General features: G+C 60.2%; 25 protein-coding genes. 7 read left to right on the forward strand and 18 right to left on the reverse strand.

The annotated features are described in order from the left end of the window. Positions 1 to 15: 15 nt before the first annotated feature. Genes B2G88_RS12635 through B2G88_RS12670 form a run of 8 tightly spaced genes read right to left on the reverse strand, consistent with a single transcriptional unit; the run spans position 16 to position 7,237 of the window. Positions 16 to 714 (reverse strand): urease accessory protein UreF, encoded by a 699-nt coding sequence (locus B2G88_RS12635; RefSeq protein ID WP_087714981.1) that lies wholly within the window; start codon positions 712 to 714, stop codon positions 16 to 18. Further along, a complete protein-coding gene (gene ureE, locus B2G88_RS12640; RefSeq protein ID WP_054863310.1) occupies positions 704 to 1,393 on the reverse strand; it encodes an urease accessory protein UreE in 690 nt (229 codons plus the stop codon). Before ureE ends, B2G88_RS12635 begins: the two co-directional genes overlap by 11 nt. Beyond that, positions 1,393 to 2,391: an urease accessory protein UreD gene (locus B2G88_RS12645; RefSeq protein WP_087714982.1), complete on the reverse strand. Its 999-nt coding sequence runs from the start codon at positions 2,389 to 2,391 to the stop codon at positions 1,393 to 1,395. Before B2G88_RS12645 ends, ureE begins: the two co-directional genes overlap by 1 nt. Beyond that, complete coding sequence (gene ureG / locus B2G88_RS12650) at positions 2,388 to 3,008, reverse strand: urease accessory protein UreG (RefSeq protein WP_054863311.1); 621 nt, start codon at positions 3,006 to 3,008, stop codon at positions 2,388 to 2,390. Before ureG ends, B2G88_RS12645 begins: the two co-directional genes overlap by 4 nt. Beyond that, positions 3,008 to 3,436 (reverse strand): urease subunit gamma, encoded by a 429-nt coding sequence (locus tag B2G88_RS12655; protein ID WP_054863312.1) that lies wholly within the window; start codon positions 3,434 to 3,436, stop codon positions 3,008 to 3,010. Before B2G88_RS12655 ends, ureG begins: the two co-directional genes overlap by 1 nt. Then, positions 3,433 to 5,145 carry an urease subunit alpha gene (gene ureC, locus B2G88_RS12660; protein ID WP_087714983.1) on the reverse strand — a complete coding sequence of 571 codons (1,713 nt, stop codon included), beginning with the start codon at positions 5,143 to 5,145 and terminating at the stop codon, positions 3,433 to 3,435. The genes B2G88_RS12655 and ureC (B2G88_RS12660) overlap by 4 nt, the downstream gene beginning before the upstream one ends. Continuing rightward, entirely contained in the window at positions 5,142 to 6,848 is a 1,707-nt protein-coding gene (gene ureC / locus B2G88_RS12665) for an urease subunit alpha (protein ID WP_087714984.1), read from the reverse strand. The genes ureC (B2G88_RS12660) and ureC (B2G88_RS12665) overlap by 4 nt, the downstream gene beginning before the upstream one ends. Then, positions 6,845 to 7,237 (reverse strand): urease subunit beta, encoded by a 393-nt coding sequence (locus B2G88_RS12670; RefSeq protein ID WP_087714985.1) that lies wholly within the window; start codon positions 7,235 to 7,237, stop codon positions 6,845 to 6,847. The genes ureC (B2G88_RS12665) and B2G88_RS12670 overlap by 4 nt, the downstream gene beginning before the upstream one ends. Positions 7,238 to 7,754: 517 nt before the next feature. On the opposite strand from B2G88_RS12670, the gene B2G88_RS12675 reads away from it, so the two are divergent. Genes B2G88_RS12675 through B2G88_RS12695 form a run of 5 tightly spaced genes read left to right on the forward strand, consistent with a single transcriptional unit; the run spans position 7,755 to position 12,582 of the window. After that, entirely contained in the window at positions 7,755 to 9,023 is a 1,269-nt protein-coding gene (locus B2G88_RS12675) for an urea ABC transporter substrate-binding protein (RefSeq protein WP_054863313.1), read from the forward strand. Position 9,024: 1 nt separating this feature from the next. Beyond that, a complete protein-coding gene (gene urtB, locus B2G88_RS12680; protein ID WP_054863314.1) occupies positions 9,025 to 9,918 on the forward strand; it encodes an urea ABC transporter, permease protein UrtB in 894 nt (297 codons plus the stop codon). Then, positions 9,915 to 11,012, forward strand: coding sequence for an ABC transporter permease subunit (locus tag B2G88_RS12685; RefSeq protein ID WP_054863315.1), 1,098 nt, complete (start codon positions 9,915 to 9,917; stop codon positions 11,010 to 11,012). Before urtB ends, B2G88_RS12685 begins: the two co-directional genes overlap by 4 nt. Then, positions 11,012 to 11,791: an ABC transporter ATP-binding protein gene (locus tag B2G88_RS12690; RefSeq protein WP_054863316.1), complete on the forward strand. Its 780-nt coding sequence runs from the start codon at positions 11,012 to 11,014 to the stop codon at positions 11,789 to 11,791. The genes B2G88_RS12685 and B2G88_RS12690 overlap by 1 nt, the downstream gene beginning before the upstream one ends. Beyond that, positions 11,791 to 12,582 carry an ABC transporter ATP-binding protein gene (locus B2G88_RS12695; RefSeq protein ID WP_087715351.1) on the forward strand — a complete coding sequence of 264 codons (792 nt, stop codon included), beginning with the start codon at positions 11,791 to 11,793 and terminating at the stop codon, positions 12,580 to 12,582. The genes B2G88_RS12690 and B2G88_RS12695 overlap by 1 nt, the downstream gene beginning before the upstream one ends. Here the strand turns inward: B2G88_RS12695 and B2G88_RS12700 are convergent. Both B2G88_RS12700 and B2G88_RS12705 read right to left on the reverse strand, forming a co-directional pair. Then, on the reverse strand, positions 12,579 to 13,232 hold the full coding sequence (locus B2G88_RS12700; RefSeq protein ID WP_087714986.1) for an HAD family hydrolase: 654 nt from the start codon (positions 13,230 to 13,232) through the stop codon (positions 12,579 to 12,581). The genes B2G88_RS12695 and B2G88_RS12700 overlap by 4 nt on opposite strands. A gap of 55 nt (positions 13,233 to 13,287) precedes the next feature. Then, complete coding sequence (locus tag B2G88_RS12705; RefSeq protein ID WP_054863318.1) at positions 13,288 to 13,881, reverse strand: DJ-1/PfpI family protein; 594 nt, start codon at positions 13,879 to 13,881, stop codon at positions 13,288 to 13,290. Between the two features lie 108 nt (positions 13,882 to 13,989). Here B2G88_RS12705 and B2G88_RS12710 point away from each other — a divergent pair, with 108 nt between their 5' ends. Continuing rightward, positions 13,990 to 14,220 carry an Lrp/AsnC ligand binding domain-containing protein gene (locus tag B2G88_RS12710; RefSeq protein WP_087714987.1) on the forward strand — a complete coding sequence of 77 codons (231 nt, stop codon included), beginning with the start codon at positions 13,990 to 13,992 and terminating at the stop codon, positions 14,218 to 14,220. Between the two features lie 48 nt (positions 14,221 to 14,268). Continuing rightward, positions 14,269 to 14,577: a MazG nucleotide pyrophosphohydrolase domain-containing protein gene (locus tag B2G88_RS12715; protein WP_054863320.1), complete on the forward strand. Its 309-nt coding sequence runs from the start codon at positions 14,269 to 14,271 to the stop codon at positions 14,575 to 14,577. A 1-nt stretch (position 14,578) separates the two neighbouring features. Here the strand turns inward: B2G88_RS12715 and B2G88_RS12720 are convergent, their stop codons facing one another. The 8 genes from B2G88_RS12720 to gap form a co-directional block, all read right to left on the reverse strand. Next, positions 14,579 to 15,754 carry an HD domain-containing protein gene (locus B2G88_RS12720; protein WP_087714988.1) on the reverse strand — a complete coding sequence of 392 codons (1,176 nt, stop codon included), beginning with the start codon at positions 15,752 to 15,754 and terminating at the stop codon, positions 14,579 to 14,581. Between the two features lie 29 nt (positions 15,755 to 15,783). Beyond that, on the reverse strand, positions 15,784 to 16,299 hold the full coding sequence (locus B2G88_RS12725; RefSeq protein WP_054863331.1) for an AAA family ATPase: 516 nt from the start codon (positions 16,297 to 16,299) through the stop codon (positions 15,784 to 15,786). A gap of 132 nt (positions 16,300 to 16,431) precedes the next feature. Then, positions 16,432 to 17,532: a phosphonate ABC transporter, permease protein PhnE gene (phnE, locus tag B2G88_RS12730; protein ID WP_054863321.1), complete on the reverse strand. Its 1,101-nt coding sequence runs from the start codon at positions 17,530 to 17,532 to the stop codon at positions 16,432 to 16,434. After that, the gene (locus B2G88_RS12735) at positions 17,529 to 18,323 is read right to left on the reverse strand and encodes a phosphonate ABC transporter ATP-binding protein (protein WP_087714989.1); all 795 of its coding nucleotides are present in this window, start codon (positions 18,321 to 18,323) and stop codon (positions 17,529 to 17,531) included. The genes phnE and B2G88_RS12735 overlap by 4 nt, the downstream gene beginning before the upstream one ends. A gap of 61 nt (positions 18,324 to 18,384) precedes the next feature. Further along, positions 18,385 to 19,380: a phosphate/phosphite/phosphonate ABC transporter substrate-binding protein gene (locus B2G88_RS12740; RefSeq protein ID WP_087715352.1), complete on the reverse strand. Its 996-nt coding sequence runs from the start codon at positions 19,378 to 19,380 to the stop codon at positions 18,385 to 18,387. 398 nt (positions 19,381 to 19,778) lie between these two features. Further along, complete coding sequence (locus B2G88_RS12745) at positions 19,779 to 20,726, reverse strand: aminopeptidase (RefSeq protein ID WP_087715353.1); 948 nt, start codon at positions 20,724 to 20,726, stop codon at positions 19,779 to 19,781. Positions 20,727 to 20,895: 169 nt separating this feature from the next. Beyond that, positions 20,896 to 22,107, reverse strand: a complete 1,212-nt coding sequence (locus tag B2G88_RS12750; RefSeq protein ID WP_087714990.1) for a phosphoglycerate kinase — start codon at positions 22,105 to 22,107, stop codon at positions 20,896 to 20,898. Positions 22,108 to 22,157: 50 nt separating this feature from the next. After that, on the reverse strand, positions 22,158 to 23,231 hold the full coding sequence (gap, locus tag B2G88_RS12755) for a type I glyceraldehyde-3-phosphate dehydrogenase (RefSeq protein ID WP_087714991.1): 1,074 nt from the start codon (positions 23,229 to 23,231) through the stop codon (positions 22,158 to 22,160). Between the last annotated feature and the right edge of the window lie 190 nt (positions 23,232 to 23,421).

Raw genomic sequence — 23,421 nt, forward strand, 5'->3', positions numbered from 1 at the left:
GGCTACAGCCGTCTTTCAACTCATGAACAGCCGTCGACCCGCCCGTTCGTGGCGCATTCCCATGATTTCGGCGAACGGCGCGAACGATGCCATCGCAGAGACATCGGACTCGAGATACTGCTCACAGACTTCAGTCACGACCGACTGGAGCGACTCGAGGGTCGATTGAATCGCCGTGTGACCAAATCGCCCGAGTCGCTGGGCTGCACCGAGCAGTCCCGTAACGAACGAGTGGGCGTAGGCAAGACAGGCATCTCGGCGTGAGAGGCCACGCGACTGGGCGATGACGCCAAAGACCACCGGGTAGTGACCCGGCGTCTCGTCGGTTGCGACTGCCGTCGCGAGAGTCGTCTCGACCCCTTGCTCGATGTCTGTCTCGAGGAACAATTCAGAGAGCTTCGCGCCCGCTTTCGTCGAACTCTCACGGAACTCGCGGGGCATCGTCACGGCGTGGAGCCGTTCGTCGACAGTCCGTACCGCCTCGAGATCGTTTGCCTCACTCGCTGCATGGGCGTTCGACAACGCCACGAGTTCACAGGGTCCGACGACACGCCGGAGATACGCAGCGATCACGGCCTCGAGGTCATCACGGTCATCGATTTTATCCTCGTTCAGGTACTGCTCGAGGCCGTATGAGGCCGTGTAGCCACCGACTGGCAGAAACGAGTCTGCAAGCCGAAGGGCCGACAGGAACGCATCGGGGTCAGTGGTCATGGTTGTGGGTGTGGTCGTGGTCATGACCATGGTCGTGAGTGTGCGTCTGTGTGTCTCCGGCCTCGCCATGAGAACCCTCGTGGGGTCCATCGTGAGCGTGGTCAGTTCCGTGGCCGTGCGTGTGACCATCCTCATGAGCGTGGTCATGGCCAGCCTCGCTTCCGTGAGTGTGGTCGTGCTCCGGCGTTTCCGCAGTATCCGAGACGAATCGTTCTGCGTCGACCGTCACTCCCTCGACGGTCGCACCCGGAATCACGTCCGCGACGACCCGCTCGACGATGTGTCGATCCGCTGCGAGTGGGACGTAGACGACGCCGTCTTCGACCGCCAGATCCCAGTGTTGGTTGCCGACCCGATGGCCGAGTTCGACTGCGGCCTCGAGTACCTGTGGCGTCGCCTCGGGCAGCGTCACGGCAAGCGCCTCGCGTGGCTCGAACGCGATGACGATCATTCGGTCGTCGGTGACGAGCAACACGTCGCCCGCGGAGACGGCCGCGCTGTCGACGACGACGCCGACCTCGGTTCCCATATCGGTCGTTTCACGAAAGCGCGAGCGTCTGCGCCGGTTGACATCGAGAACAACGCGCTCGAGCGTGCCTGCATCGGCGTGTGCAGCACGTAACGCGGCGAGTTCGTCGTCGGCGTGGACGTTGCCGACGATGCCGTCGATTCGCTCCATCAGTATCGCCGGTCGGCAGGTGCGCCGACCCCCAGTATCTGTTGTCGTGTTTCGTCCCAGGCCTGTCGCATCGCCTCGGTAACGTCCGCTTCTCGATGCCCGAGTATGCGAACAATCGCGCCCGACTCGTAGGGCAACGTGGAGACACCGCCATGGACGGCGTCACACGCCTCGAGACACTCGGCGATAGCGTCAGTGAGCGCCTCGAGGTCGATCCCGTCGCTGGATTCGGTGTCATCCGTCTCGGCTTCGACACGCTCGGCGGGTTCGTCAGCATCGACACCCGGTGTGAAGACATACAGCGAGCCGACAACGCCGTACTCACCGACGGTCGCCGGGTCGCGCGGGTCGCGTTCTGCCGGGCGGAGATCAACCGCATCAGCACAGATGAGTCGCCCGTCGTGGTCGGCCTCGACGCGTGCGTGATAGTGGTCGAAGCTAAACGGATCGTGATCGGACAGTCCGCTCGGAACGAGCACGTCGGCGACGACAGCAACAGCGCCGTCTTCGAGGTCGACGGCCACCGTCTGCAAGCACCGAGCATCCTCGTTGACGATGGTCGGACCCGGCATGTACTCGAGGTAGCCACCCGCAGACACCGACAGCGAAGCGTCCAAATGGGCGTAGTTCGCGCGCATACTGTGGACTTTCGTCGCACTTTGGGTCGTCACGTGTGCGCGTGCGCCTGCTCGAGCATCGATTCGCATCCGGTGGCGATCACCCTGTGCGACGCCGCCTGTCGGTTCTTGGGCGACGAGCGTCGTGAGTCCCGGCGCTGGATCGGTCTCGAGCGTCCCGGTGTGATGGTAAGGCACTTTCGCCCGGTCGCGAACGAGTCTCGTCGGCCCGTCACCGGCGCGGGCAAACGTCGCCTCGAGGAGTCCGTTCTTTCCGGGACCGCCAGCGGGAGCCTGTGCAAGGGACTCTGCGGCGTAGTCGTCGAACGCTGGCGGCAGGGCTGCCGGTTCGAGTGCGCCGGTCGTTTCGGCACCGCTCACGCGAACAGCACCTCCCGCTCGATATGCTCGAGGGTTTCATCGATTCCCGAGCCGTCCTTGCAGTTGGTGAAAACGAAGGGGTCGTCGCCACGAACCGTGGCTGCGTCCGCTTCGATCACGTCCAGATCGGCGTCGACGTGGGGCGCGAGGTCGGTTTTGTTGACGACCAGCAGATCGGCCTGCGTGACGCCGGGACCGCGCTTTCGCGGGATATCCTCGCCTTCCGCGACCGAGATGATGAACAGGAAGTAATCGGCGAGTTCGGGGTTGAAGGTTGCGGCGAGGTTGTCACCGCCGCTCTCGATCAAGACGACGTCAAGGTCAGGGTGGCGCTCGGTGAACTCGTCGATTGCTGCGAGGTTCATCGACGGATCTTCGCGAATGCCAGTGTGCGGACAGGCACCCGTTTCGACCCCGTCAACGAGGTCCTCGGGGAGAAGGTCGGCGAACGTCTCCCGGAATACGTCGGCATCTTCCTGGGTCATAATGTCGTTCGCGATGACGCCGACCTCGTAGCCTTCCTCGACGAGCGCCGGCACGAGATGTTTGACCAGTGCGGTCTTTCCCGAGCCGACTGGGCCGCCGAGACCGACTTTCGCGACGTCTCTGTAGCCCATCAGGAACCCCTCTCCGCGGATTCATCGGCTGCGCCAGACGGCTCGTTTCCATCGGTCTCGAGCGCTCGAGCCGTCGGATTCGGATCCGGCGTCGGCGATTCGCCCTCGAGTTGGTCGCGACTATCGGCTCGGATCGGGTCGTGGATCGTCACGAGTTTCGTGCCGTCGGGAAAGACAGGTTCGACCTGGATCATGTCGACCATTTCGGGGACGCCGCTCATCACGTCCTCGCGGGTGAGCAACTGGGTTGCGTCTGCGCGAATCTGTGAGACGGATTTACCGTCACGGGCGGCCTCGCAGGCCCAGTCGGAGATATAGGCCACCGTTTCGGGATGATTCAACTTGACGCCGCGAGACTTGCGGCGTCGAGCGAGCTCTGCAGCCATGAAGATCGTCAGTCGTTCGGATTCTTTGGGTGAGAGATTCATAGTGTGTATCGCTGTGCGAGCGCGACGCGCTCGGCTGGGTCGCATGTCGCTGGTTCGCCGTCGATCGACACCTCGAACGTCTGCGAGTCGACATCGACGGACGGGCTGTACGTGTTGTGAACGAGGTCATCGGTCGAGAGCGACCGCGTATTTGCGACGGGAAGCGTCATCGAGGAGAGACCGTACGCGTCGCCGATGTCCGCGTCGTAGGCCTGCTGGCTGACGAACTGGACGCTCGTTGCATGCTTTGCTGAGCCGAAGGCACCGTACTGAGGCCGTTGCATCATCGGCTCGCAGGTCATCAACGAGGCGTTTGCCTCGCCCATCGAGGCGTACGCGGGGAAGCCACCTTTGATGACGACCTCGGGTTGCAGCCCGAAGAAGGCCGGCTTCCAGAGTACGATATCTGCGAGTTTCCCCGGCTCGAGGCTGCCGACGTAGGTGTCGATTCCCGCCGTGATCGCCGGGTTGATCGTGTACTTCGCCAGATAGCGCTTGATTCGGAAGTTGTCGTTGTCGCTGTCCGCATCGGGCTCGAGCGGCCCGCGCTGTTGTTTCATCTTATCCGCAGTCTGCCAGGTTCGGGAGATCAGTTCGCCCATCCGCCCCATCGCCTGGGAGTCAGTCGTCATCATCGCGATTGCGCCCTTGTCGTGGAGTACGTCTTCTGCGGCAATCGTTTCGGCACGAATGCGTGACTCGGCAAACGCGACATCCTCCGGTACGTCCGGGTTCAGGTGATGACAGACCATCACCATGTCCAGGTGCTCGTCGAAGGTGTTCTCCGTGTAGGGCATCGACGGGTTCGTCGACGAGGGCAGCATATGCTTCTTCCCGACCAACTCGAGTACGTCGGGTGCGTGACCGCCCCCAGCGCCCTCGATGTGGAACGCATGGATCGTCCGGCCGTCGATGGCGTCGAACGTGTGCTCGACGAAGCCGGACTCGTTCAGCGTGTCCGTGTGAATCGCCACCTGCACACCGGTCTCGTCGGCGACCTCGAGACAGGTGTCGATGACGGCCGGCGTGGCACCCCAGTCCTCGTGGATCTTCAGTGCAACCGCGCCGGCGTCGACTTGCTCGTGGATGACTGCGGGTTTCGAGGAGTTGCCCTTGCCGTAGAAGCCGAAGTTAATTGGCCAGGCCTCAGCCGCTTTCATCATCAGTTTCAGGTTTCGCGCGCCGCTCGTGATGATGCCGACCGTCGATGGGCCGACGCCGCCGCCGAACATCGTCGTTATGCCCGATGCGATGGCGTGAGTCGGCAACTGTGCGGAGTTGAAGTGAACGTGAGCGTCGATACCACCCGCGGTCGCGATCAGTCCCTCCGCGGAGATAACCTCGGTGTTCGCGCTGACGATCAACTCGTCGTCGACATCGTTCATCGTCTCTGGATTGCCGGCGTTACCAACGCCCGCGATGTAGCCGTCTTTGATGCCGATGTCGGCTTTCTGAATTCCGAGGACTGGATCGAGAATGGTCAGGTTCGTCAGCACCCAGTCAAGCGCACCCTCCTCGGCCGTAAATCCCGGCTTGAGTCCGAGGCCGTCGCGAAGCGTCTTTCCGCCACCAAAAACGGCTTCGTCTCCGCGAGCAATCTGATCGTGCTCGATTTCCGCGATCAGCGACGTGTCCGCAAGCCTGACCTGATCGCCCGTCGTCGGCCCGTACAGGTCGGCGTACTCGCCAGCCTCGAGATCGCGTGTCATAGCAAGTACCGCTGGGCCAGTGGAATTTCGTCGGCTGGATCGCAGGTGACGTGTTCGCCGTCAACTTCAACCTCGAAGGTCTGTGCGTCGATGTCGATGTCGTCTGGACAGTGATCGTTATGCAACATATCTGATTTCTCGACGGATCGCGTTCCGGAAACCGGTTCGACGGGCGTTTTCAGGTCGTAGGCCTCGCCGACGCCGTTCTCGGCGGCAGCCTCGCTGACGAACGTCACGGAGAGACCGTGTTTCGCTCGCCCCTGCGCGCCGGCGCGTTCCCGTCCTTTCACCGGTTCGCAGGTCATCAGCGAGCCGTTGGCTTCGCCCATCTGAGACCAAACTGGGAAGCCGCCCTTGATGACCGCCTTCGGCTTGACCCCGAAGAAGGCCGGCTTCCAGAGCACGATATCCGCGAGTTTGCCGGGCTCGAGGCTGCCGACGTAGTCGTCGATCCCCGCCGTAATCGCCGGGTTGATCGTATATTTCGCGACGTAGCGCTTGATTCGGGCGTTATCGGCCTCGCTTCCCTCGTCGGCCTCGAGCGGCCCGCGTTGATTCTTCATCTTGTGGGCAGTCTGCCACGTTCGGCTGATGACTTCGGCCATCCGACCCATCGCCTGCGAGTCCGAGGTCATCATCGAAATCGCGCCGGTGTCGTGGAGCACGTCCTCCGCGCCGATGGTCTCCGCGCGGATGCGCGACTCGGCGAAGGCGACGTCTTCGGGCACGTCGGGGTTCAGGTGATGACAGACCATCACCATATCCAAGTGTTCGTCGAAGGTGTTCTCCGTGTAGGGCATCGACGGGTTCGTCGACGACGGCAGCATGTGCTCGTAGCCGATCAACTCGAGCACGTCGGGTGCGTGACCGCCCCCAGCGCCCTCGATGTGGAACGTGTGGATCGTCCGGCCGTCGATGGCGTCGAAGGTGTGTTCGACGAAGCCGGACTCGTTCAGCGTGTCCGTGTGGATACAGACCTGCACGTCTTCCTCGTCAGCGACCTCGAGGCAGGTGTCGATTGCGGCGGGCGTCGACCCCCAGTCCTCGTGGAGTTTGAGTCCGGCGACGCCAGCCTCGATCTGCTCGTAGAGGGAATCAGGCTGACTGCTGTTTCCTTTGCCGTAGAAGCCGACGTTGACCGGCCACTCCTCGGCGGCCTGCAGGAATCGCTTGATGTTTTCGGGACCAGGCGTACAGGTCGTTGCACCACCGCCGAAGCCGCCGCCGAACATCGTCGTGATCCCTGAAGCGACCGCGTGATCGACGAGTTGCGGGCTGTTGAAGTGGACGTGAATATCGAGCGCACCGGCCGTCGCGATCAGCCCGTCAGCCGGAATGGTATCGGTGCTCGCGCCGATGACCATATCCACGTCGTCCATCGTATCGGGATTGCCGGCCTTGCCGACGCCGACGATCTCGCCGTTTCGAACGCCAATGTCACCCTTTCGTACGCCGAGGACGGGGTCAATGATGACGACGTTCGTAAACACCCAGTCGAGGGTGCCCTCGGCCTGTGTCGTGCCCGACTGCATCCCCATCCCATCGCGCATCGTCTTCCCGCCGCCGAAAACCGCCTCCTCGCCGGGAACCGTGTGATCCGTTTCGATCTTCGCGAACAGATTCGTATCACCGAGTCGGAGCCGATCCCCTTCTGTCGCGCCGAACAGGTCCGTATACTCGCGTCTCGAGAGGTCCCGGCTCATTCGTCACCGTCCTCCGCCGAGAGATAGCCACGCTCTCGAGCGCGGTCCATCGCCCGTGTTTTCACGTCTTCATCGTCGAGGTCGCCGTTGACGAGCCCGCCCATTCCGTGGACGATCCGGTCGCCGCCGATAGCGACGAGGGCAACGTCGCGCTCGCACCCAGGCTCGAATCGAACGGCCGTGCCCGCCGGGATATCGAGTCGCATGCCGTAGGCACTCTCGCGGTCGAACGCAAGGCCGGGATTGACCTCGAAAAAGTGAAAGTGCGAGCCAACCTGTGCGGGGCGGTCACCGGTGTTTTCGACCGTAACGGTCGCCGTTTCCCGTCCCTCGTTAATACGAACAGGCTCGTCTGCTGGGCGCAACTCACCCGGAATTCGGTCACTCATTCGCACTCACCGCCGACGTGGCTACAGACAGTTGCTCGGGATAATAGTGTCTCACGCCCCACCGTATGAAGACGTTCGATGTAAATACACGGCTGTAGGACAATATTTGCCCACCTACGTAGTCTTTTGAGTGAATAGTATAATTTATATACAGATTTGTCACAACAACGGATACGTATTCAGTGCGTATCGCCAACGGCGTCTGCGGACATATCCTGTTGTACGACTATCAAGAGAGCAGACTAGTGTACGAACCGGGGCCGCCTCGAGTCAGAACAGAAAGCGATGAAGCTATAGAAAGAAAACATACGTCCAGTATAATAGGGTGTTCACAGAGGTTCTACCTGATTAGAGTGACTTTCATTCTACCTAATGTTCTATATATCCTTGAAGCAATCCTTTTATATCTCTCGTCTTTCCGTGATAAGTGGCTAATGAACGGACACATGTTGTCTACTATTGGGGAATCAGGTTACGATCAGCATATGAAGTCGAACGAAATTTGCGGTGGGGCACAATGAGTCGTCGCTCACTGTCACGTCGTGACATTCTCGCTGCCGGTACTGCCGGGACAGCCATCGGGCTATCCGGTTGTCTCAGCGATGGTGGCGTTCTCGGTGGTTCAGACGACGAGGATGGAGCGCCAACCATCGGCATTCTCGAGGATCGATCCGGTGAGTTCGCGCTCAACGGCGAATCAAAGTGGCAGGCGTCACTGCTTGCCGTCGAGGAACTCAACGCAAACGGAGGCGTTCTCGGCGAGGAAATCGAGGTGTACGATCCGGATCCACAGTCGGACAACCAGCGCTACCAGGAACTCACTCGAGAGGCGATCAACAGCGAAAACGTCGACGCACTCTGGGCAGGCTACTCGAGCGCAACGCGTGAGGCGATTCGCCCGATCATCAACGACGAAGAGCAGCTGTACTTCTACACGACGCAGTACGAGGGTGGCGTCTGTGATAGTACGACGTTCGCGATGGGGGCAACCGCCCGCCAGCAACTAGGTGCAGTGATCCCGTACATGATCGAAGAATACGGCCCGCGCATCTACACGATTGCCGCAGACTACAACTTCGGGCAGATTTCGGGAGACTGGGTCCGCATTCTCGCCGAAGAACACGGTGCAGAGGTCGTCGGCGAAGAGTACATCCCACTGGGTGAGACCGACTTCGGGTCGACGATCAACAATATTCAGGGTGAAGATCCCGACTTCATCGCCTCAATGCTCGTCGGTGACAGTCACGCCAACTTCTACGAACAGCGTGCCGACACCGGCCTCGACATTCCCATGGGATCGTCGACAACGATGGCCCAAGGGTACGAACACCTGCGTCTTGATCCACCCGCCCTCGAGGACATGTACGTTGGCGTCAACTACATGGAGGAACTCGAGACCGAGGAGAGTCAAACGTTCGTCGACGCCTTCTACGAGGAGTACCCAGATGCGGACTACCTCAACCAGGAGGCCCAGAACAACTACTTCTCGATCCACATGTGGGCCGACGCCGTCGAAGCCGCTGGCACGTTCGATCAAGAGGCAGTCATTGCCGAACTCGAGAGCGGAATGGAAATCGATGCTCCCGAGGGGACAATCGAACTCGATCCAGCGACCCATCACATGACTCACCACATGCGAATCGGTCATGCAGACGAAAATCACGAGGTAACCTTCGACGAGGAACAGTACATCGAGCCGACGTTCCTCCACGAGGTTGGGTGTGACTTGACTGAGGAGGCCGAACAAACCCAGTACGAGCCAGAAGAGTTCTACGATCTGATCTAGAATGGACGCCCTCTACGAACTGCTGAACTTCGGCTTTCAGTTCCTCGATAGCTTCGCGTTTATCGTCCTCGCGACAATAGGGTTAGCGATCATCTTCGGGATGATGGGCATCATCAACCTCGCACATGGCGAGTTTATCCTCGTCGGGGCGTACGCGACGACGCTATCGTTTCACGCTGGCTTGCCACTCCCGCTTGCGATGGTTGCCGGCGTTGTCGTGACGACGATTTTCGGCGTGATCCTCGAGCGAACGATTATCCGTCACCTCTACGGGCGGTTGCTCGATTCGATGGTGGTTACGTTCGGGATTAGCCTCGTCATGGTTCAGTTGACCAGAATCGTCTTTGGCAACTCGCTGAACCAGATCGGGACGCCGTTTGGCGGTATCAGCTACGGTCCGTACTCCTACTCGACGTACCGGAGCGTCTTTCTCGCATCGGCTGCGATAGTGACGCTCGTCGCACTGTACGTCGTGTTCACTCGAACAACGTTCGGCGTTCGGGCTCGAGCGACGATTCAGGACGAAGAGACAGCCCGCAGCATGGGCGTCGACACCGATCGGATGTACCTCTCGACGTTTGCAATCGGGTCAGCACTGGCTGGGTTGACTGGGGCACTGTACGCGCCAGCAACCACCATGTCACCCGAACTCGGGACGTACTTCCTCGTCGAGGCCTTCGTCGCCGTCGTCGTCGGTGGGCCGTCGGTCCTGCTCGGAACGCCACTGGCTGGCGCACTGCTCGGGGCCGTCGACGCGTTTTTCGCCAACCTGTGGGGCCAGTTCATCGGAACCGTCTTCTTGCTCCTGACGGCAATCATCGCAATTCGGGTCATGCCGGATGGAATCACCGGCTTGCTCAGAGATCTGCGTGAAAAGTGGGGGCAGTCAGAATGAGTTCGAAATCCGATTCATCGCTCCTTGCCAGTGTTCGCGCACCGTTCGAAGGGCCGAACACCATCGGGAACTCGAATGCGTTCTGGGCGAGTTTCGCACTGGGAGTCGCCTTGCTCGCACTCTACCCGCTGTTGTTCGGCGCGTACGCCGCAGAGTCGAGTTCGGTGTATCTCGTCTACGCGCTGTTGGGTGTGAGTCTGGCGTTCATCTGGGGATTCTGTGGCATCCTCAGTTTCGGCCAGGTCGCCTTCTTCGGCATTGCTGGCTACACGTTCGGGATCGTCTCAATCAACATCTCGACGTACACCGGCGCGACCCTCGGGATCGTCACTGGCGTTCTCGTCGCAACATTATTCGCAGCCCTGCTCGGCTACTTCATGTTCTACGGAGGCATCCGCGAGGTCTACGTGACGATCATTACGCTGGTCGTCGCGCTCGTGTTACACACCTTCATGGGACAGACCGCAGGCAGCGAGTGGGCCATCGGCGAGGCCCGACTGGGCGGGTTCAACGGCATGGTCGGCGTTCCCGACCTCGCAGTCGGTATCGGCACCACCGGCCTCGAGTTCGCCGGTGCGATGCACTACTACGTGGTGCTGCTTGTCCTCGTGGCGACGGTACTTGGACTCCGCGCGCTCGTCAACAGCCAGTTTGGCTACGCGATGGTCGCCACGCGAGAGGACGAAGCCCGAACCGAGATGTTTGGCTACAACACGACATTTATCAAGTTCGTGACGTTCACACTCGGCGGTGCACTCGCCGGACTCAGCGGTGTTCTGTTCGTCACGTGGGGGAACTACATCGACCCAAGCGAGTTCGCGATTACCGCTGCTGCAATGCCGGTCATCTGGGCCAGCATCGGCGGTCGCGAGTCAATTGCTGGAACAGTCGCTGCGGCGATTGCCATCCAATGGCTCCAGATCCAACTCACCGGTGAGTGGGCGCTCGTCATCGTTGGCTCCCTCCTCATCGTCGTCATGCTCGTCCTTCCTGACGGGATCGCCCCAGGCATCCGTGATCTGGTCGTCTCCCTCCGGGAACGCCGCCACGACGACTCCGGAACACCCGCTGCGACCGAGGAGGTGAGCGACTGATGGGAACCAGCGATCCAACAGTCAAAACCAACGTCGCAGTCGACGAAACCGGTGTCGACACGGAGACCATTCTCCAGACACGCGACCTTCGCAAGGAGTTCGGTGGACTGACCGCAACCGACGACATCGACTTCGGCATCGACGAGGGCGAACTTCGCTGTCTGATCGGCCCGAACGGCGCTGGAAAGAGTACTTTCGTCAAACTCCTCACCGGCCGCCTCGAGCCAACTGATGGCTCGATCTACTACGATGGAAGCGAGATCACGACGCTTCCGTCCCACGAACGAGTCACACGTGGAATCAGTATCAAGTTCCAAGTGCCGAGTATCTACCCGAATCTGACCGTCCGCGAAAACATTCGGATTCCGCTCCAGACCGTCGCCGACCCCGCGAACTTCGAGGAGCGAACACACGAACTCCTCGAGCGATTCCACCTGGCCGAAACGGGCGATGAGATGGCGTCTACTCTCTCACATGGCCAACAACAGCGCCTCGAGATCGCGATGGCGATGAGTCTCGAGCCGAATCTCATGTTGCTCGACGAACCGGTCGCGGGACTGTCAGTCGAAGAGACCAGCGAAATCGCTGATCTCCTGACGACGATCAACGAGGAAGACGGCGTCGCGTTCATCGTCATCGAACACGACATCGACTTCGTCGAGTCGATTGCAGATCAAGTGACGGTCTTGCACCAAGGTGAGATCTTCACCGAAGGATCGATTGCGGACATTCGAAACGATCCCGATGTCAGACGAATCTACCTGGGTGAAGAAGAATGATGCTCACAGTCGAAAACCTCGATGTATCGTACGGCAAGACACCGATATTGCGAGATATCTCGCTCACTGTCGACGACGGCGAAATCGTCGGCATCATGGGGAAAAACGGCGTCGGAAAAACGACGCTCATCAAAGCGATCATGGGCCTGCTCGAGGCCAGTTCCGGCCGAATCGTCTTCAAGGGCGAACGCGTCGCCGACGCGGCTGCGTCTGAGACGGGCACTGCGGACTCGAGCGAGTTCAGAGCCCGTCTTGCCAGCGTCTTCAACACCAGTTCGAAGTCGAATATCTGGGTCAGCGCTGACGAACGCGCTCGCCGTGGGATGGGCTACATTCCACAGGGACGAGACGTCTTTCCCGATCTGACTGTCGAGGAAAATCTCCGGATGGGTGAGGGAATCAACGAGGACGATTCGACAATTCGGTACAACGACGTCTACAACTATTTCCCCATTCTCGAGGAGCGACGCACGCAACAGGCGGGAACGATGTCCGGCGGGCAACAGCAGATGCTCGCAATCGGCCGGGCACTGATCGGCAATCCGGACCTCCTGTTGCTCGATGAACCCTCCGAAGGGGTCCAGCCGTCAATCGTCCAGGACATTACGCGCGACCTCAAACAGGTCAATCGCGACCTCGGAACGACGATTCTGTTCGTCGAGCAAAATCTCCACGTCGTCCAGAATCTCGCCGAACGATGTTACGCAATCGACAAGGGAACGATCATCGACGAACTGGGACCTGACCGAATCCAGTCGCGCGAAGAAGTCACGGAGTACCTGGCTGTCTAACGCTCGCTCGCCTCGAGCACCGTCTCCCGCAACTCGGCCGGCGAATCGGCCACGTCGTCCGCGGGCGAGAGATCCAACCCATCGTGGGCATCGATTCGATAGGCGACAACAAACGCACCCGCTCGAGCGCCTGCCTCGACGCCATTTTCGGAGTCCTCAACCACAACGCACTCAGCAGCCGACGCGCCAACCTCGCTCGCGGCGTACTCGAAGACGTCCGGTGCAGGTTTTCCGGCGGCGTCGATATCTTCGGCGCTGATGACTTCATCGAAGTCATCTTCAAGCTCGAATCGCTCGAGTACCCAGCCGATCCACTCCTGGGGTGACGAGGAGACGACAGCCGTCTCGAGGCCGCGATCCTCGAGTCGCTCAAGCAGGCCGGGGAGACCGTCCAGCAGGTCGACGTGGTCGCGATACATCGCTCGGGCCGCCGTCTCGAAGCGGTCTTCGAAGTCATCGCGCCCGATAGCGGTGCCGTAGGTTTCCTCGAGATAGTCGTAGGTTTCGCGGTAGTTCATCCCGGTGACTTCGGCGACGTCGACGTCGCCGTCGGGAACCGCCGCGGGAAGGAGTTGGTCGCGCTGGAACTCGGTCCAGTAATCTTCGCTGTTGACGAGCACGCCGTCCATATCAAAGAGCACTGCCTGCATTGGTACCTCGGCGTACCCGGTGGGCGCGTATAGCCGTTTGGCCGGTCAGAAAGGATCAGGCAAAGACCGAACCGCGCCGGTCGTGAGCCATCTCGTCGCTGACTGCATCCGCAATATCTGCGCCGAACTCGCGTTCGACGAGCCACAGTGCCAGATCAATCCCCGACGTGACGCCACCCGCAGTCAGGATGTCGCCGTCGTCGACGACGCGCTCGTCGACCACCGTCGCGGTCTCTGCGAGGTCCTCGAGTGCGACATCGTGGGTTGTGGCAGGCCGGCCCTCGAGCAGGCCAGCCTCGGCGAAGATCATCGCCCCCGTACAGACCGACGCAACGGTCGCGCCCTTGGTATAGGTTTCATCGACTGCTTCAGGGAGCACGCCGTCGTCGACCGCCGCGCGAACGCCACCATCCGCGGTCGTCCACCCACCACCGGGAACGACGAGGAGGTCAGGCTCGCCCAGTGTCCCATCCGGTTCGACCCGGAGACCGTGACTCGCCGTCACGAGATCGGTCTCCTCGAGCGTGACCAGATCCGTCTCGAGCGATGCGCCAGCCTGCGCCGCGTTCTCGAAGACCTCGTAGGGGCCGATTGCATCGAGTTCGTCGAACCCCTCAAAAAGAACGATCTCGGCGGTTGTATCGGTCATAGACTATGATTTCGGTCGGCAGTGAAACGTGTTTTGCTGGACGATATCGAGACCAACACTCCGGCGACGCTTTCGTTATTTGTTCGCTGAGGAGGTACCTACGAGAGAATGAGACACACATACACACTGGTCAGCACCTCGGCTGGAATGTCCGAAGCTGTGTGTCGAACGCTCCGTGAGACTGACGGGGTTGTCGACGCATTCGTCATCGCGGGCGACTTCGATATCATGGTCGAACTCGAGGGAGACGACTCCCACGCTGTCCTTTCGACGGTTACAAAACGCATTCGACCGCTCGAGGGCGTCGGAACAACGCGGACATATGTTTGTCTCGAGTGAGTCGATAGAAGCGAATTATATTTCTTCCAAGGGAATCGACCCGAGTACATGGACGATCACCAACAACGAGTCGCAGACTTCATCCACACCTACGACCTCGAGACGCCACCCGAATACAGACTGCTCGATCTCGTCTCCGAGATCGGCGAACTCGCCAAGGACGCAAACACCTCGACAGGGTACGGCTCGAGTCCTGACGCCCTCGCAATCGAATCCGACGAAATCGGTGACGTCCTCTTTGCCCTGCTCGCGCTCGCAGATGACCTCGAGATTGACGCGGACGCAGCGCTCGAGGAAGCACTCGAGAAGTACGAACAGCGGTTAGACGAACGAGATTCTGCCGGTTCGGGTCAGTAACTTACGGCGCAATAACCGGGTCGACCGTCAAGACGTCCGCTGCTGCCTCGCGAACGTCGTCGACGACGGCCGGTGGCGCATAGACACCGAGTCGCCAAATTTCTCGAGCACAGGCGTCGAGACCGGCGACGAGCGACGAGCGCTCCTCGAGTCGCTGCAGTTCGCCGTCGACAACGAGTCGGGCGCGAGATTCGGGCGAACTCGGTTCCGAGGGGCTGTCGACGATAACTGCCGATGGATCGACACCTGCGAAATCGGCGATTTCACGCTCGAGAGCGCGTGTTCGGTCGTACTCGAGGCCGGCGAATCGGTCGGGAACGTCCTGTCGGCGCGCCCAGATAGCCCGTTTGTAGAGGTCGCGCTCGCGGATGCGAGTCGCCATATCAGCCGTCGGCTCGTAGTCGGCGAACGTCGCGAGCAGTTCTGCATCCGTGAGCCGCGCGAATCGGTCAGGATTGACGTGGCCGTCCGCGAGCAGTCGTTCGCTTGCTCTGTCGAGCATCGCGCCGGCGATCCGGGAGACGTGGTGGCGATAGACGGTCGCGTTCATCAGCGTCCGGGCGATCAGCGCGCTCTCTGCGGTCGCGACGTTGCCCGCCTCGAGTGCGAGTTCGCCGTCGACGATTCGCAGGGCGTAGAGCAAGCGCGCGTGGTCGATTGTCCCGTAGGGAACGCCGGTGTGGTGGGCGTCACGGACGAGGTAGTCCATTCGGTCGACATCGAGCGAGCCGGAGACGAGTTCGCCGAGCGGGCCGCGGCCGTCGACCGTGGCTGCGACGGCCTCAGGCTCGAGGCCGTGGTTCTCGAGGACGGCACCGATTTCGCTGTCGGCGAGCAGCCACTCGATTTCGTCGTGATGGCGACCGATGTGGCGCTCGATGGCGGCTTCGGTCTGGTGGCCGAAGGGGCCGTGACCGACGTCGTGGACGAGTGCTGCTGCCCGCAGTCGCTCGGCTAACGGCTCGTCGACCTCGAGTCGGTCGACAGCTCTCGAGGCGAGGTGATAGACGCCGAGGCTGTGCTCGAAGCGGGTGTGGTTCGCCGAGGGATAGACGAGTTGGACGGTGCTCAGTTGTCGAATGGTTCGCAGTCGCTGCATTGCAGCGGTATCGAGCAGCGCCTCAGCGGTCGGGTCGAGTTCGATATAGTCGTGAACGCTGTCTTTGATCGTAGTCATGGCATAGTCAGAGCGTCGTCAGAGGCGAGTTACGCGTTACTCACTGCCAGAATCGAGTGGTCGATCTGTCGATAGGTCTCCTCGAGCGTGCCGGAGTTGTCGATGACGACGTGGTCGCGTTCGATTGGTTCGAACGAATCGCGAACGAGGTTGTGGACGCGGACGTCGGCATCGCTGACGGAGTCCGTGCGACTCTCGATGCGGTCGATGACGATATCAGAATCGCAGGTGACATGGACGATGTCGAAGCCGACGCCGACAGCATCGGCGAGGTCGGCTGCTCGCGCTCGTAACTGCTGTGAACGGAAGGTCGCATCACAGACGACGGTCTCGCCGGCCTCGAGGTCGCGACGGGCGCGGTCGAACAGTTCGTCGTAGGTTGTGGCGGTTTCTTCGGCGGTATACTCCGGATCGTCGAACAGTTGCTTGCGGATTTCGTCAGTCCGGTAGCGAGTTGCTGAACACTGGTCTGCGGTGTAGGCGGAGGCTGCCGACTTTCCAACCCCAGGCAGGCCACAGTAGACGAGGAGTCGTTGACGGGGCACGAGTACAGTCTGGGAGCGGACGGTACTAAATGAAACCGATTCGTCGAAACGAGGACTCGCGGTGGCAGATGCCACGCGATTCGCAGAAGAGAAACACAACGGAGAGTCGAAAAAACGAGCGACAGCAACGCGTTACTTCATCAGCGAGTCGGCAAAGCGATTCGGCATGCCGACGATGAGTTCGCGCCACCCCATCTTCTCTTCGTCAGACCGCAGTCGGGCGCGAAGGCGCTGACTGAACAGTTCGACGAGAAAGATGAGGACGAAGATGACGAGCAGCGTCGCCATCATATTCGCGAAGTTGAAGAAGTTCTCCTGTGCGGCGACGACCGCACCGAGTCCGCCGGCACCGATAACACCGACGGTCACGGCGGCCCGAACGTTGATCTCGAAGATGTACAGCGTCCAGGCGATGAACGAGGTCTTGACCTGGCTCAACATCCCGAAGAAGACAATCTGGGACTTGTTCGCACCGGTCATCTGCATCGCCTCGATAGGACCTTCCTCGAGTTCCTCGAGTTCTTCGACGAAGAGGCGGCCGAGGTTCCCGATGGTGTTCAACGCAATCGCGAGCGTCGCAGCTGCGGCACCGAGTCCGACGAGGGCGATGAAGATCAGCGCCCAGATGATCGCCGGAATCGCACGGATAAAGGACATGATTCCGCGGAAGATGAAGTTGATCGGGAACGGTGTGACCCGCTCGGAGCCGAGGATACTGAACAGTAACGCAAGCGGGAAGCCGAGAATCGTCCCGACTAACCCCATTGCGAGCGTGATCCCGGCCTCACCGAAGATCGCGAACATGCCGAGTTCCTGGAAGAAGAACGCATAGAGATCCGCGCCGCTGGGTGGGAACTGAAAGAGCAAGCCACCGATATCGGAATCGTAGATCAGGTCGTTAACCCAGATGAACTCCCAGTACCGACCAACATCGAGGAACGGAATCCCGCCGTAGTCTGTAACAGGGAAGTAATCGCCCATCCGACCCGAGAAGTGACTCCAAGTGAACTCCGTGCCGTCGTCGAAGAACTCCGTTGCCGCAAGCCCCTGCAACAAGATGAACACGAGCGCAGCCACGCCAGCAAGCCAGCCAAGTGCTCGTTGACGGCGCGTTTGCCGAATGTTCTCGAGTTGTTCGTTGACACCGTCACTTGCGGACTCGAGCCGTTGAGAGTGGTCAGTACCGCCGTCGGTTGCGGGGTCCGGACGGTCGTTGTCAGTCGAGTCAGTCACAGTGTCGCCCCCGTTTCGTTGTTCTCATCGGTTGGGTCAGTCTGGTCGTCGGTTTGGACGAACATGCCGTCCGTGTCGATATCGCCATAGATTCTGTCGATAACGTCGAGTGTCAACTCGTCTCGATAGCCGTCGAAGACCTTCTGGCCGTTGTGAAGACCGATAAATCGCTGGCCGTACTTTCGAGCGATGTTGACCTGATGGAGACTGATAAACGTCGTCAGTTCCCGTTCGTTTGCTGCATGGTGGAGATACTGCATCACGTCCTGTGCGCTCCCGGGATCGAGACTCGCGACCGGTTCGTCGGCGAGCAACACCTCCGGTTGCTGCGTTAGCGCGCGGGCGATGCCAACACGCTGTTGTTGCCCCCCACTCATTCGGCGTGCTTTCTGTTCGGCTTCCTCCAGAAGCCCGACGGTATCGAGTGCCTCGAGTGCGCGCTGTTTTTCCTCGAGGTCCTGTAACTGCAGGACGCTCTCGGTGAACGAGCAGCGATTGATTCCACCCGAGAGCGCGTTCGAGTAGGCGCTCATATCGCCAACGATGTTGTGTTGCTGGAAAATCATTGCCAGTTCCGGCCGTGGCTGGACCATCGGCTCACCATCGACAATGACCTCCCCAGCAGTTGGCGTCGTAAGCGAAGAGAGACAGCGCAATAGTGTCGATTTCCCCGACCCGGAGACACCGAGGATAATAACGAACTCACCCGCAGGCACCTCGAATGAAACATCATCGAGTGCAACGGTATCCCCGTACGTTTTTCGTAGATTATCAACGACAATTTTGCTCATTAGTTAGCCTGGGTTCGAATTCAGATTAGTTGTGGCCTATCCAATCCCCTGATCGACCGTGTTACAAGTCCCCGAGATCGATACCGAGTTCGTCCGCAAAGTCACCAATCGGCTCGTAGTCGTCGTGATCGGCCTCAATGATGTCGGTGAACCAGAGCGTGTGGTCGTCGAAGTCGTCCCAGTCGTCCTGTTGGTCTTCACTCAGGTCGTACTCGTCAGGGTCAGCACTCGCATCCGGATCGTTGTAATCCTCGAGCAGGCCCTCAGGTAGGTCGAGGTTGAGGTCATCGGCGAGATCGAACGCATCGTGATCGAGGTCTTCGGTCTCGAGACCGATCATGAACTCCTCGATATCGTAGCGGATGTCGTCTTCCCACTGGGCGTTGACGAGAATCGGTGCGCGTGGGATCGGTGGCGAGGCACCGAGCAGGCGAAGTTCTGGATCACGGGATCCAGCGCCGTCCATCTCCGCAGAGATGTCGGCGACTTCTGGGAAGCCGTCTTCAATCTGGTCGGCTGGAACGTGTGGAAGCGTCGCGAATCCACCTGCGCCCGCCGCTGCAATCGTGTCGTCCTGAATCAGTTCCTCGACAGCGAGGTCGTGTGCAACGCCGCCACGCCACTCGAAGTCATTGGCACTGCCACCCTGTGCGGCGTTACCAATGTCAAGTCCGGCATCCTGGAGAATCCACAGCGGCGCAATACCGCCCGAAACCGAGCCGGTATCGCCTGTTGCAATCGCTTCACCCTCGAGGTCCGAGATATCCGTAATACCGCTGTCAGCGGTCGTCACGAGGGTTCCGAAGTACTGCTCTGCGCCGTGTTGTTCGCGCATGCCGACTACATCGACAACATCGGGACCAAGCAGCGGAACGGCGTTTGGCGACGTATCAGCCAGAATCGCATCACCTTCACTGGCACGATCCAGTTCCTCAAGCGTTCCTGAGTAACTCGATGTCGGCTCGCCATCGATTTCGACATCGAACTCCTCTTCGATGCGGTCGAACAGCGGCTGGTACTGGATTTCGATGTCAATCGTTTCTTCGGCAGGGTTCATCACCCACGTAATGGTCTCAACGTCGTCGCTGCCACCGTTTCCACCGTTTCCACCATTACCGTCATCATCATCAGAATCGCCCATACAGCCAGCCAGTGCAACCGATCCGATACCAACAGCACCGGTTTTTGTCAAAAAGCTACGCCGAGTGTTATTCGAACCACCACGTTCTCGAGACATTCGTATAGTGGATACGACAACACCAACAAGTATTTTTCTAATTGAGGTACTGAGTGATACATTGTCTAGGTGTGAGACGCTTCATGTTACCAGACCACTGAATCCGTTTCACTGCTGGCGATTGTCACAGCAGAACGACTCTCCAGCGCAGTCAAACGGTGCTCACGGTCGGGCCCAACTCTGCACTGAGTGAACCAGTCAACTGTCTATGCGACGAACTACGCTTCTGGCAACTTGAGTACCTCACCATCCACGTAGACCCTTGGCTCGCGAACAATGCCGTCCAGGTGGAGGGGTGCTTCCGTCTCGCCGCCGATCCCGGCGTTGTCGCCGATGGCAATATGAACGGTTCCCGCGGCCTTTTCATCCAGCAAGACAGACCCCACGAGTTCCGTCACGCCAACGTTCGTTCCGATGCCGAGTTCAGCAAGGTTGTACGCCGCGTCACCGGCTTCCGCAGCGCCTTCTTCAACCTGTTGGCGAATCGCATCGTCCGATATTTCGGTGACGTAGCCGTCTTCGACGACGAACTCGAGGTCCTGGCCCTCCTCGAGTAAGCCGTGGGGACGCATCGTCCCGTCGACGACATAGGTCCCGTTTGCGGATTCAGGGCTGATGAATACCTCGCCAGCGGGCAGGTTCGAAAACGAACTGGGCTCGCTCACGTCGCCGGTGTCGTCGAACCACTCGCGGTCGCCCAATTTGAACGTGATGTCGGTGCCCCGGTCGGTCGTAACACGGATTTCGTCGGCTCCCGAAACGCGCTCGATGGTGCGTTCGCACTCTGTCCGAATGCGGTCGTAGTCGGCGTCAAGGCCGGTAATAAAGACTTCTTCAGTGATTCCCGGTAAGGTTGCTCCGCGTGCGCCTGCGTCAGTCGCCTCGGACCGAGCGCGGGTGTGGCTCAGACTCTTTGTTGTCGGCGCGAGGAAGGTATCGGCTCCCTGTAGCGCCGCAGCGACGGGCGCGGGTGGCTCGGCACCGTGTTGGTCGCCCGGCGGATAGCGAAGCAACGCTACGTCGTCACTGATCTCGCTTGCAACCTCGTACAGCGCGTTCCCAATCGGTTCACGCTTGTCGTCAGTAACGATCACACACGACTCATCAGCACCAAGCTCGAGACACTGTCGCACGGCAGTTTCAGCACCAGCACGAAGTTCGGACATATCCATATCTCTGTCGAACGCCCCGATAGAAGTTACCCCCGATTCGGTTCCCTCGGCCGATTTCAGTGGACAGTTTCCATCGTTGATACGTCCCGCACTCGAGAGCGGCGGGACACAGTGACAGCAGTCCGTCTCACCCAGGAAAACCGACTCGCAAAACAACCCGGCGCTATGGATCCTGCTCGAGGACATCGACGCCGACCAGTCCCTCGCCGGTCAGCGCGCGGACGTAGGCCCCGCCAGCGACGGAGACGTGGCCAAAGTCCGCTTCCTCGAGTCCGTACATCGAAATCGAGCGGGAGGTGTCGCCGCCGCCGATGACCGAGAAGCAGTCAGTGTCGGCGATAGCTGAGAGGACGGTGACGGTGCCATCAGCGAAGCGGTCGTCCTCGAAGACGCCGAGTGCGCCCTTGACGAAGACGGCGTCGGAGTCGGCGACGAGGTCGGCGTACTCCTCGGCGGTGTCGGAACCGATGTCGAGATAGGAGGTCTCCTTCTCGATTGCCACAACAGGTTCCTCGGCCCGCTCGCCCTCGGTACCCTCGTAGGCGAGGTCGCTGGCCAGGTGGAGTCGGTCGCCATACTCGGAGAGCACGCGCTCGAGGGTCTCCTGGTGATCCTCCCACTGCTGGTCGAAGAAGTCGGTGCCGTCGACGTCATAGCCGACGTCGTGGCCATCAGCCCGGAGGAAGAGTTCGCCGACGATACCGCCGAGACAGAACCGGTCGACGGTGTCATCGACCTGCTCGATGACGGGGATGAGGTCCTCGGCTTTCGTCCCGCCAAGTACCATCGTCACGGGGCCGTCGAACTCGCGCTCTTGGATCGCCGAGTTCGCGGTGTACTCGGCTTCCATCACGCGACCCGCGTAGGCGTTCATTACCTGCGGGAAGCCCACGAGCGAGGCGTGCGAGCGATGTGCCGCCGAGTAGGCGTCATTAATGTAGGCGTCGAACTCGGGGGCGAGCGTTTGGACGAACGCCGTCTTGGCTTTCACGTCTGGGTCTTCTTCGGGTAACTCCTCGTCGCACATGCGCGCGTTCTCGAGGACGAGCGCCTCGCCGCCCTCGAGAGCCGACACTGCAGCGAGGGCGTCCTCACCAAACGTGTCGGCGACGAATCCAACATCCTGCTCGAGGTGGTCGCCAAGAATGTCGGCGTGTTGCTCGAGCGAGACGAAGGTGTCTCGGCCCGGCCGGCCCTGATGGGCGAGGATGGCGACCGCGTGGTCTGCCTCGAGCAGTTCGGCAATGGTGTCGGCGTGGCGCTCGAATCGGCGGTTGTCCTGAACGACCCCGTCCTCGACGGGGGCGTTGATGTCGATGCGTACCAGCACGCGCTGGCCTGACTCGAGGTCGTCGATGGTCTGAAATGTCGTCATAGGTACTGTCAGTTGGCGACGTTGCTTAAACGTTCAAAGAGCAGCGGCGATCAGTGAGTTGCGGCCTCTTCGGCGTTAACATCGTCGGCTTCGGCGATGACGTACTCAGCCAGATCGAGCATCCGGTTCGAGAAGCCGTACTCGTTGTCGTACCAGGTGATGACCTTCACGAGGCCGTCCTCGAGAACCATCGACCCCTCGAGGTCGACGTAGGACGAAAACGGCAGCCCGACGATATCTCGAGAGACGATCTCTTCGTCGGTGTAGCCAAGAATGCCGGCGAGTTCGTCGTCAGCGGCGTCGCGAATCGCATCAGCGAGTTCGTCTTTCGTCACGTCGGCCTCAAGGTCGACGGTCAGGTCGGTGATCGAGCCGTTCGGAACGGGCACACGCATCGCCATCCCGTCGAGTTTGCCCTCGAGTTGTGGGAGGACTTCGGTTGTGGCGATGGCAGCGCCGGTCGAGGTCGGGATGATGTTTTCGGCGGCGGCACGGCCACGGCGGCGCTTGCCGCTTGGGCCGTCGATGAGGTTCTGCGTGCCGGTGTAGGCGTGGACGGTCGTCAGCAGGCCAGAGTCAATACCGAACTCCTCGTCGAGCACCTTCACGACAGGGGCAACGGAGTTCGTGGTACAGGAGGCGTTCGAGACGACGTCCTCGCCGTCGTAGTCGTCGTGGTTGACGCCGTAAACGATGGTCTGGACCTCCTTTTCGCCTTTCGGCGGTGCGGAGATCAGGACCTTCTTCGCACCAGCCTCGAGATGTTGTACGGCCTCGTCGTGTGTGCGAAACAGGCCCGTTGCCTCGAAGGCAACGTCGACGTCGAGGTCGTCCCATGGGAGTTCCGAGGGGTCGCGCTCGGAGAGCAGTTGCACGTCGTGGTCGCCAACCGAGAGCACGTCATCGTCGCGGGAAACGTCCTCGAGGCGGCCGTGGACGGAGTCATACTGGAACAGATATTCCATATCGTCGTTGTCCATCACGTCGTTGATGGCGACGATGTCGACGGCGTCGTTCTCGAGTGAGGCGCGCAAGACGTTCCGCCCGATTCGGCCGAACCCGTTAAGCCCGATTCGGAGCGGCTCATCTCGCTCCGCATCCCCGGAGTACGAATGTTCACTCATAAGCGAGTTGTAGGTGTTCCATCGTTAAAGTCGTTGTCCCATCGAAGACGAGCAGGGCTTGTAAACATATAGCATGCATGATGTGAGTAGGCTGCCATTGACCAATACATCAGAACCAAGATAGGTCTCTAGTCATTGGTGTGTACACGTTACCATGTGGTTGTATCCCATTATACTCCCCAGATACTCA

Origin of the sequence: Natronolimnobius baerhuensis (assembly GCF_002177135.1) — an archaeon.
Classification (GTDB): Archaea; Halobacteriota; Halobacteria; order Halobacteriales; family Natrialbaceae; genus Natronolimnobius; species Natronolimnobius baerhuensis.

Coding starts and splice junctions, on each gene's coding strand:
- B2G88_RS12635 (WP_087714981.1), bottom strand. CDS start 714: ATGACCACTGACCCCGATGCGTTCCTGTCGGCCCTTCGGCTTGCAGAC.
- ureE (WP_054863310.1), bottom strand. CDS start 1,393: ATGGAGCGAATCGACGGCATCGTCGGCAACGTCCACGCCGACGACGAA.
- ureG (WP_054863311.1), bottom strand. CDS start 3,008: ATGGGCTACAGAGACGTCGCGAAAGTCGGTCTCGGCGGCCCAGTCGGC.
- B2G88_RS12655 (WP_054863312.1), bottom strand. CDS start 3,436: ATGAATCTCTCACCCAAAGAATCCGAACGACTGACGATCTTCATGGCT.
- ureC (WP_087714983.1), bottom strand. CDS start 5,145: ATGACACGCGATCTCGAGGCTGGCGAGTACGCCGACCTGTACGGGCCG.
- ureC (WP_087714984.1), bottom strand. CDS start 6,848: ATGAGCCGGGACCTCTCGAGACGCGAGTATACGGACCTGTTCGGCGCG.
- B2G88_RS12670 (WP_087714985.1), bottom strand. CDS start 7,237: ATGAGTGACCGAATTCCGGGTGAGTTGCGCCCAGCAGACGAGCCTGTT.
- B2G88_RS12675 (WP_054863313.1), top strand. CDS start 7,755: ATGAGTCGTCGCTCACTGTCACGTCGTGACATTCTCGCTGCCGGTACT.
- urtB (WP_054863314.1), top strand. CDS start 9,025: ATGGACGCCCTCTACGAACTGCTGAACTTCGGCTTTCAGTTCCTCGAT.
- B2G88_RS12685 (WP_054863315.1), top strand. CDS start 9,915: ATGAGTTCGAAATCCGATTCATCGCTCCTTGCCAGTGTTCGCGCACCG.
- B2G88_RS12690 (WP_054863316.1), top strand. CDS start 11,012: ATGGGAACCAGCGATCCAACAGTCAAAACCAACGTCGCAGTCGACGAA.
- B2G88_RS12695 (WP_087715351.1), top strand. CDS start 11,791: ATGCTCACAGTCGAAAACCTCGATGTATCGTACGGCAAGACACCGATA.
- B2G88_RS12700 (WP_087714986.1), bottom strand. CDS start 13,232: ATGCAGGCAGTGCTCTTTGATATGGACGGCGTGCTCGTCAACAGCGAA.
- B2G88_RS12705 (WP_054863318.1), bottom strand. CDS start 13,881: ATGACCGATACAACCGCCGAGATCGTTCTTTTTGAGGGGTTCGACGAA.
- B2G88_RS12710 (WP_087714987.1), top strand. CDS start 13,990: ATGAGACACACATACACACTGGTCAGCACCTCGGCTGGAATGTCCGAA.
- B2G88_RS12715 (WP_054863320.1), top strand. CDS start 14,269: ATGGACGATCACCAACAACGAGTCGCAGACTTCATCCACACCTACGAC.
- B2G88_RS12720 (WP_087714988.1), bottom strand. CDS start 15,754: ATGACTACGATCAAAGACAGCGTTCACGACTATATCGAACTCGACCCG.
- B2G88_RS12735 (WP_087714989.1), bottom strand. CDS start 18,323: ATGAGCAAAATTGTCGTTGATAATCTACGAAAAACGTACGGGGATACC.
- B2G88_RS12740 (WP_087715352.1), bottom strand. CDS start 19,380: ATGAACCCTGCCGAAGAAACGATTGACATCGAAATCCAGTACCAGCCG.
- B2G88_RS12745 (WP_087715353.1), bottom strand. CDS start 20,726: ATGTCCGAACTTCGTGCTGGTGCTGAAACTGCCGTGCGACAGTGTCTC.
- B2G88_RS12750 (WP_087714990.1), bottom strand. CDS start 22,107: ATGACGACATTTCAGACCATCGACGACCTCGAGTCAGGCCAGCGCGTG.
- gap (WP_087714991.1), bottom strand. CDS start 23,231: ATGAGTGAACATTCGTACTCCGGGGATGCGGAGCGAGATGAGCCGCTC.